The following is a 7953-nucleotide window of genomic DNA, read 5'->3' on the forward strand; positions in this document are numbered from 1 at the left end:
CGAGGCTTGCCCGCGAAGAGGCCAGTCAGATCAACTCAAATCTCAACGCTGCTTCAAACGGTCAATCACCACCGCCAGCAACAGAATCGAACCCCGAATCACATACTGATAAAAGGTATCGATGTTCTTCAGATTCATCGCGTTTTCAATGATCGCCAGGATCAGCACCCCGGCAATCACATGCCGGATCATGCCGATGCCGCCACTCAGCGAAACCCCGCCCAGCACACAGGCTGAAATCACCGTCAGCTCGAACCCCTGGCCGATCATCGGCTGGCCCGAGGTCATGCGCGAGGCCAGGATTACCCCCGCCAGCGCACCGATCACCCCGTGCACGGCGAAGATCATGATCTTGGTCCGGTCCACGTTGACCCCGGCCAACAGCGCCGCTTCCTGGTTGCCACCGATGGCCATGGTGTTGCGCCCGTAGGTGGTGTAGTTCAGCAGCCAGCCGAAGAACAGGAAGCAGACGATGGTGATCAGGATCGGCACCGGCACGCCGAACAGCTGGCCGTTGCCGTAGACGAAGAACGATTCCTGGGACACGCCCACCGCTTTGCCGTTGGCGAAGATGTAGGCCAGGCCGCGGACGATCTGCATGGTCGCCAGCGTGGTGATCAGCGCATTGACCCGCAGCTTGGCGATCACGATGCCGTTGATCAGGCCGACGATCAGGCCCATGCACAACGCAGCGGAAATCCCGAGAAACACGCTGTTGGTATCACGCATCACCACCGCCGCCACCACGCCGGCGCAGGCAATCACCGAACCCACCGACAGGTCGAAATGCCCGGACGCCAGGCAATACAGCATGGTGCATGCGGCAATCCCCGTGGTGGAAATCGCCAGGCCCAGGCCGCGCATGTTCAGTGGCGAAAGGAAGTTGTCGATCAGCAAGGTGCAGAGCACGAAGATCCCGACCGCGGCCGCCAGCATGGCCCAGTCATCGACAAAGCGCCGCAGGTCCAGAGGCTTGCGCGCGGTCGGCAGGGTTTCGTTTTGGGTTGTCATCATAGTCACCTCTCAGTTCGCCACGCCGTCAGCGCGTTGGCGCGGCAAAGCCAGTTGCAGCAGGTTGGATTCATTGGCCTGTTCGCGGCTCAGCTCGCCGCGCATCACCCCTTCGCACATCACCAGGATGCGGTCGGAAATGCCCATCACTTCCATCAGGTCGCTGGACACCACGATCACCGCAATGCCGCTGGCGGCCAGGTTGTGGATGATCTGATAGATCTCGGCCTTGGCGCCGACGTCGATGCCACGGGTGGGCTCGTCGAGCAGCAGGATCTTCATCGGCATCGACAGCCAGCGACCGAGAATCGCCTTCTGCTGATTGCCCCCGGAGAGGAACTTGATCGGTTGCCCGGCGTGGGGCGTCTTCACCCGCAGTGCCTTGATCTGTTTGTCGGCGTTGTTCTTTTCCCAGAGCCCGCGGATCAGGCAACCGAAACGGGAATGCGCCGGGCGCGCACTGATGTTGATGTTCTCGGCGACGCTGCCCAGCGGAATGATGCCTTCCTTCTTGCGGTCCTCCGGGCATAGCAGAATGCCGGCGGCGATGGCATCTCGAGGGGAACTCAACTTGAGTTCATGGCCACGCAATTCCAGGCGCCCGGCGGTGTTGCGCTCCAGCCCGCTGAGCAGGCGGAACAGCTCGGTGCGACCGGCGCCGACCAGACCGAACAGCCCGAGAATCTCGCCCTTGTGCGCCTCGAAACTCATCGGCTCGCGCAAGCCAGGGCCAAGCAGGCCGTCGACCTTCAGCGCCACCGCGCCGCGCGGACGCGAGCGATAGTCATAAATGTCCTGGATGTCGCGGCCGACCATGCAGGTCACCAACTGATCGTGGGTCAGCTCGCTCATGTCCTCGAAGGTGCGCACGTAGCGACCGTCCTTGAACACCGTCACCGCATTGCAGATGCGGAACACTTCTTCCATGCGGTGGGAGACGTACAGCACCACTTTGCCTTCATCGCGCAGGCGCCCGATGATCGCCATCAAGCGATCAATCTCCCGCGCCGACAGGCTGCTGGTGGGTTCGTCGAAGGCGATCACATGGGCGCCACGGGACAGGGCCTTGGCGATTTCCACCAGTTGCCGCTGGCCGAGGGACAGGCGCCCTACTTTCTCCTGCGGATCGATTTCGTCGGCCAGGCCCTTGAGGCAGGCCAGCGCCTGCTGGCGCAGCTGGCGACGATTGATCAGGCCGAAACTGGCCGGCAAATGGCCTAGGAACAGGTTTTCGGCGACGGTCATTTCCGGCACCAGATGCAGTTCCTGGTGAATCACCGCCACGCCGCAGCCAATGCTGTCGGCGGTGGATTTGAACACGTGGGTGCGGTCGCCGATCCGCAGGTCGCCGCTGCTCGGGATGTAGGCACCGCCGAGAATTTTCAGCAGGGTCGACTTGCCCGCGCCGTTCTCGCCCATCAGGGCATGAACCTGCCCGGGGTGGGCGATGAAATTGATGTTGTCCAGCGCCTTCACGCCGGGGAAAGTCTTGCCGATCCCGTTGAAACGCAGGCTGCCTCCCGACAGGAATGCGGCCGGTTGTTGTAATTGTGTTTGCGCCATAACCACCTCGTCACACAGATCAGGCGGCCCCGCTGCCGGGGCCGCCGATGAAATCAACCGGCCTTCAGTTCCACAGGCCGATCTTTTCCAGTTCCTGCTTGAAGTTGTCGCGGGTGATCAGGGTCACGTCGTCCATCGCCGTGTATTTCGGCGGTTCTTTGCCGGTGGTGACCCACTCGTACATCATGCTCGCGGTGTTGTAGCCCTCGATGTGCGGACTTGGCAGCATCGAACCGTAGAAGCCGCTGTTGGGCTTTTTCAGCTCGCCGATGGCGTCGGTACCATTGATGCCGATGCCGATCACGTTCGCCGCGGCAAAACCGGCAGCCTCGGTGGCGCGCACGCCACCCAGGACGGTGTTGTCGTTCATGCCGCCGATGATCAGGTTCTTCGCCGCGCCCGGCAGTTTCACCAGCGCCGAGTTGGTGGCGTCCATGCTGCCTGGCACGTCGAGGGTCTTGAGTGCCGCGAACAGGATGTGATCCTTCGGCATGCCGGCTTCTTCCAGCGACTTGACCGAACCGTCGGTGCGCTTCTTGCCGGTGTCGAGTTCGTTGTAGGTGTTGATCACGGCGTAGGTGTCTTTCCAGTCCCAGCCGCGTTTCTTCGCTTCGGTGGCCATGGCGGCGCCCTGCTTCTGGCCGACTTCGAACGCGGCCATCCCCAGGTACGGAACGTCTTCCATGAACTTGCCGTTGGCGTCGACAAAACGGTCGTCGACGGCGATCACTTTCAGGTCGTTGAGCTTGGCCTTGGCCATGATCGCCGGGCCGAGGGAGACGTCGGGCGGGCAGATCACGAAGCCCTTGGCACCGTTGGCCGCCAGGCTGTCGATGGCCGACAGGGTTTTCTCGCCGTCAGGCACGGCGATCTTGATCAGGGTGAAGCCCTTCTCCTTGCCGGCCTTTTCGGCAAAGGCCCATTCGGTCTGGAACCACGGTTCTTCGGCCTGTTTGACCAGAAAACCGATTTTCACCTCCTCGGCCGCCAGCAGGGTGCTGCTGAGGCTGAATGCGCTAACCGCCAAAGCGGCACAGCACATGGAACGGATGGCATGACGACGATTCATAAGCTGACTCCTTGTTATTTTTTTGAGCATTCTTTGAAAGCCATTAAAGCGGTGAAACCAAGTTACCAATAGTCATATCGTATGATGATTGGATTTCAGGCGTATTTATCCGCGTGAAATCCCGGACATTCAGTCGTGGTACATCACTGAACGGCCACCATCGATGGTGATGCAGGAAGCGTTGATGAACGGCGCCTCGTCGCTGGCCAGGAACACCGCGGTCATCGCCACTTCAATCGGCTGGCCGATGCGTTTGGGCGGATGCAGGTCGTAGGCGCGCTGACGTTCGGCGTGGGGATCGGCAAAGCCGTTCCAGTAGTCGACGTTCAATTGGGTTTCGATGTAGCCCGGTGCGATGGCATTCACGCGAATGCCCTTGGGCGCGTATTCGATGCCCAAAGCGCGGGTCAGGCCGAGCAGACCGTGCTTGGCCACCGGATACGGGAAGCAGCCGGGAATGATGTGGCTGGAATGTGTGGAGGCGATGTTGATGATGCTGCCGACGCCCTGCTCTATCATCTGCGGCAATACCGCCTTGCAGCCGAACCAGGCGCCGTCGAGATCGATGGCGAAGCAACGGTGCCAGTCGTCTTCGGTCATTAGCAGGGGATCGCGGAATACGTTGATCCCGGCGCAATTGACCAGCACGTCGATCCGACCGTGGCGCTCGACCGCGAGCCGGGCCATGGCGTGCAGGTCCTGCTGACGGGAAACGTCAGCCTTGATCGCCACCACGTCCGCTCCCTGATCGCGCCAGTGGGCCGCGACTTTTTCGACCTTGTCGGCCTGGATGTCACTGATGATCAGTTTCGCCTGCTGGCAGGCAAAGGCCGCGACAATGGCTTCGCCGATGCCCTGGGCGGCACCGGTCAGCAGCACGACCTTGTCTTTGAGGCGCTCGCCCCTGGGCGGTTCAGGCACCGGCGGCAGTTCGAGGGGATATCGCTGCATCACTTCACCAATCTTGTTTTTTTAAGTGTGAGTGCATCGTGGAACGATGGTGCCGACTATAAACCCGGCACCGGATTAATCTCAATATATAATTTTGCATCCCATATTTTGGGATTTATCCGGCAAATCTCGTACAGAGCTTTCCTGCGACATCTACCTGAATCGACAACACGGCACCGTCCAGCGGGTGATCGAGCGGGCTGGCGGCGCTGGTGATGTACAGGGTTTTCAGGTCGGGACCGCCAAACACGCAACTGGTCGGACGGCTGACAGGCAGCTCGATGACCCGATCAATCTGGCCATCCGGTGCCAGCCTGAGCAGGCAACTGCCGTCCCAGCGGGCGTTCCAGATAAAACCTTCGGCATCCATCGCCGAGCCGTCCGGACCGCCGCGACGATGGGGGCCAAACCAGGTTTGCGCCGGTTCAAGGTTGCCATCGGTGCGGATGAAATGCCGATACAGCGCGCCGTCGAGGCTGTCGCCGAAATAGACCGTGGTGCCGTCATCGCTCCAGAGCAAGGTATTGGGGATGCCGAGGCCGCGCAGCAGCGGGGTCACCCGCGCATCACGATCGATACGAAAGAGCCCGCCGGAACGCTGTTTGATCGGCAGGTCCTCGCCCCGCGGTCCGATGTTGTTTTGCATGGTGCCGAGCCAGAGCCGGCCCTGGGCGTCGCAGCGGGCTTCGTTGCCACGGTTGCCGGGTTGCGGATCGGCGACGCAGAACAGGGTCAGGCGTGGTTCAAGCCCCGGGGAATTCAGGTCGAGACGATAAACGCCGCTGCTCAGGGTCACCAATGCATCGCCGCTGGCACAGGGGATAAAGGCCGACACGTGTTCGGGCATCTGCCAGATCTGCACGTTGGAGCCGATCAGGCGCAGGGCTTGTTTGCCGGCGATGTCCACCCAGTAGAGCGCCTGGGTTGGCGCGTCCCAGAACGGTCCTTCGCCGAGATGGGCGCGGTGTTCGGTGACTGCGGTCCACGTCATGAAACCTCCTGCGTTCTTGTTTTTATATGTTTGGATATGTGGGAGCGAGCCTGCTCGCGATAGCGGTAGATCAGGCGCAACCCATGTCGCATGTTAGTCAGTCATCGCGAGCAGGCTCGCTCCCACAGGATTTTCAATCTCAGCCGGTTTTCTTGTCCGCCATGAACTGCGGGTAGTAGCGCTTGATCGCAAGATCAGCGTTATCGATCAAGGTCATGCAGGCCCAGACACCCCGCGCGGCATCCCGGGCGGCGATGGCTTCGGCCATGTCCTTGTGAACCGGCAAGGTGCGGCGCAATTCGTCCGGGTCGGCGGCGGACACTTCGAAACACACCGCCAGCAGCGCGCCGAGGGCGGGGATCATTTGTTCGATGAATTGATTGTGACTGGCTGCGAGGATGCACTCGTGGAAGAGCTGGTCGGCGCGGTTGTAGTCGATGCCACTGTCCACGGCCCGCTCCAGGGCATTGCAGGCCAGCAGGATGGCTTCCACCTGCGGGGCGGTGGCGCGCTCGCAGGCCCAGCGCACGGCCATCGGTTCGATGGTGCGACGCAGGTCGAGCAGATCGTCGACGAAGTTTTCCGGCAATCCGCCACGAGACAACCAGCCAACGACTTGTGGATCGAAAAGGTTCCAGCGCTTGACCGGCAGTACACGAGTGCCGACCTTCGGCCCGACTTCGAGCATGCCTTTGGCGACGAGAGTCTTGATGGCTTCGCGAATGACGGTCCGGCTGACGCCCAGCTGTTCACCGAGATCGGCTTCCACCTTGAGCGACTCACCGGGCTTGACCTGCCCGGCGGCTATCCAGCAACCGAGCCAGTCGACGGTCGACGCGTGAAAACTGCTGGACATGGACACCTCGGAAGCATGTGCGATGGAGGCACACGCTAATCATCATACGATTGGGTGTCAAATTGATTTTTCAGGAAACACACGGACCAATGTGGGAGCGGGCTTGCTCGCGAATGCGATGTATCAGTCACCAACAATGTTGACTGACCTACCGCATTCGCGAGCAAGCCCGCTCCAACAGGGGGTTATGTGTCAGGGTTCGAGGCCGATGGGGAAGAACTCTCCCCCACTCCACACGCCTAACCAGCGCTGCCCTTCGATCTCGCGACTCACCGCCAGCTCCACCAACTGATAGAACACATTGCGATGAATCAACGCCTCAAGATTGCTGCGCACATGCACGTAAGGCGCAGGTTCCTGGGTCCGGGGATCGATCATCACGCGAATCGGATGTTCGGCCCCGGCCTCGGTGGTTTCGTCGACATTGGTGGTAAAGCGCAGGAGCTGCGACTCGCCCTCGCCTTCCACGTCCACGGAAATCGCCACGAACGGCGCGTCGTCGACCTTGATGCCGACTTTCTCGACCGGGGTGATGAGGAAGTAATCATCGCCGTCGCGGCGAATGATGGTGGAGAACAGCTTGACCATCGGCTTGCGCCCGATCGGCGTGCCCAGGTAATACCAGGTGCCGTCGCGGGCAATGCGCATGTCGATGTCGCCGCAGAAGTCCGGGTTCCACAGGTGGACCGGCGGCAAGCCTTTGGTCTTGGGGATTTGCCCCAACAGGTCGTTGGCTTTTTGCGGGCCACTCATGGCGATCTCCTTGGATTACTGGTTGCTGAGCCCCAACAGACTGCGAGCGTATTGCTCAAGCGGCGGGCCCATCAGGTCTTCTGGCTTTTCGTCGTGGAACGTCAGTAAACCGCCACGACTCTTGATACGTGCAGTATCAATCAAATACTGAGTGCTGGTCTCGATCAACATGATCTGAATCACGCCGGTATCGACGCCCAGGCGATCGATCGCTTCCTGATCCAGCCATTCATCGGAGTTGCCGATGCGGTCATCCGCCTTGGCGAAGCGGGTATAGAGCAGGTAATGGGCGCCGGCGGAACGGGCCTCGTTCATCGCTTGGTCCAGACCTTCAGGCCCGCGGGCGCGGCGGACCATCGGGAAGTATTCGATGAAACCGTCGAAGGCGACTTCAGCGATCACGTTGGGACGCGGGTAGGCGGTGCCGCCCGGCGGCATGAACGCGCCCTGGGCGATGTAGACGAACGAGTCCGGCTGAATGCGCAGGTTGTTCACGCGATGACTGTCGCTGTGATCCAGAAAGCCGGCGTCGCTCATATGGTAGCGAGCCCCTTCGGCCATATCGCTGACATTCATGCAGCCGCCAAGCGCCAAAACGGCCAGCAGCAAAACCAGGCTACGCATCCTATCCTCCAGAGGCCGGTGTCGGAAAACCGGCGAATGGCCGTGGGATGCAGCTTTTGCGCCAGCTCCAGAGCTTAAGTGTTTTACGGAGCCCAATCGCGAGCAGGCTCGCTCCCACAGTTATTATTGAAACCC

General features: G+C 60.9%; 8 protein-coding genes. All 8 read right to left on the bottom strand.

Going from position 1 to position 7953, the window contains the following annotated elements:
* Window positions 1-42: 42 nt before the first annotated feature.
* On the bottom strand, window positions 43-1011 hold the full coding sequence (gene araH, locus K9857_RS28695) for an L-arabinose ABC transporter permease AraH (RefSeq protein WP_175376080.1): 969 nt from the start codon (window positions 1009-1011) through the stop codon (window positions 43-45).
* A gap of 12 nt (window positions 1012-1023) precedes the next feature.
* Window positions 1024-2574: an L-arabinose ABC transporter ATP-binding protein AraG gene (gene araG / locus K9857_RS28700; RefSeq protein WP_224541687.1), complete on the bottom strand. Its 1551-nt coding sequence runs from the start codon at window positions 2572-2574 to the stop codon at window positions 1024-1026.
* 64 nt (window positions 2575-2638) lie between these two features.
* The gene (locus K9857_RS28705) at window positions 2639-3643 is read right to left on the bottom strand and encodes a substrate-binding domain-containing protein (RefSeq protein WP_224541690.1); all 1005 of its coding nucleotides are present in this window, start codon (window positions 3641-3643) and stop codon (window positions 2639-2641) included.
* Window positions 3644-3772: 129 nt separating this feature from the next.
* Entirely contained in the window at window positions 3773-4594 is an 822-nt protein-coding gene (locus tag K9857_RS28710) for an SDR family oxidoreductase (RefSeq protein WP_224541692.1), read from the bottom strand.
* Window positions 4595-4709: 115 nt separating this feature from the next.
* Entirely contained in the window at window positions 4710-5585 is an 876-nt protein-coding gene (locus K9857_RS28715) for an SMP-30/gluconolactonase/LRE family protein (protein WP_224541695.1), read from the bottom strand.
* 139 nt (window positions 5586-5724) lie between these two features.
* Window positions 5725-6441 carry a FadR/GntR family transcriptional regulator gene (locus K9857_RS28720; RefSeq protein WP_224541696.1) on the bottom strand — a complete coding sequence of 239 codons (717 nt, stop codon included), beginning with the start codon at window positions 6439-6441 and terminating at the stop codon, window positions 5725-5727.
* Window positions 6442-6633: 192 nt separating this feature from the next.
* Window positions 6634-7194: a DUF1285 domain-containing protein gene (locus tag K9857_RS28725; protein WP_224541699.1), complete on the bottom strand. Its 561-nt coding sequence runs from the start codon at window positions 7192-7194 to the stop codon at window positions 6634-6636.
* 15 nt (window positions 7195-7209) lie between these two features.
* Window positions 7210-7818 carry a DUF4823 domain-containing protein gene (locus tag K9857_RS28730; protein WP_224541701.1) on the bottom strand — a complete coding sequence of 203 codons (609 nt, stop codon included), beginning with the start codon at window positions 7816-7818 and terminating at the stop codon, window positions 7210-7212.
* Window positions 7819-7953 lie beyond the last annotated feature (135 nt).

The sequence above is a fragment of the Pseudomonas sp. REP124 genome (assembly GCF_020164475.1).
GTDB lineage: Bacteria > Pseudomonadota > Gammaproteobacteria > Pseudomonadales > Pseudomonadaceae > Aquipseudomonas.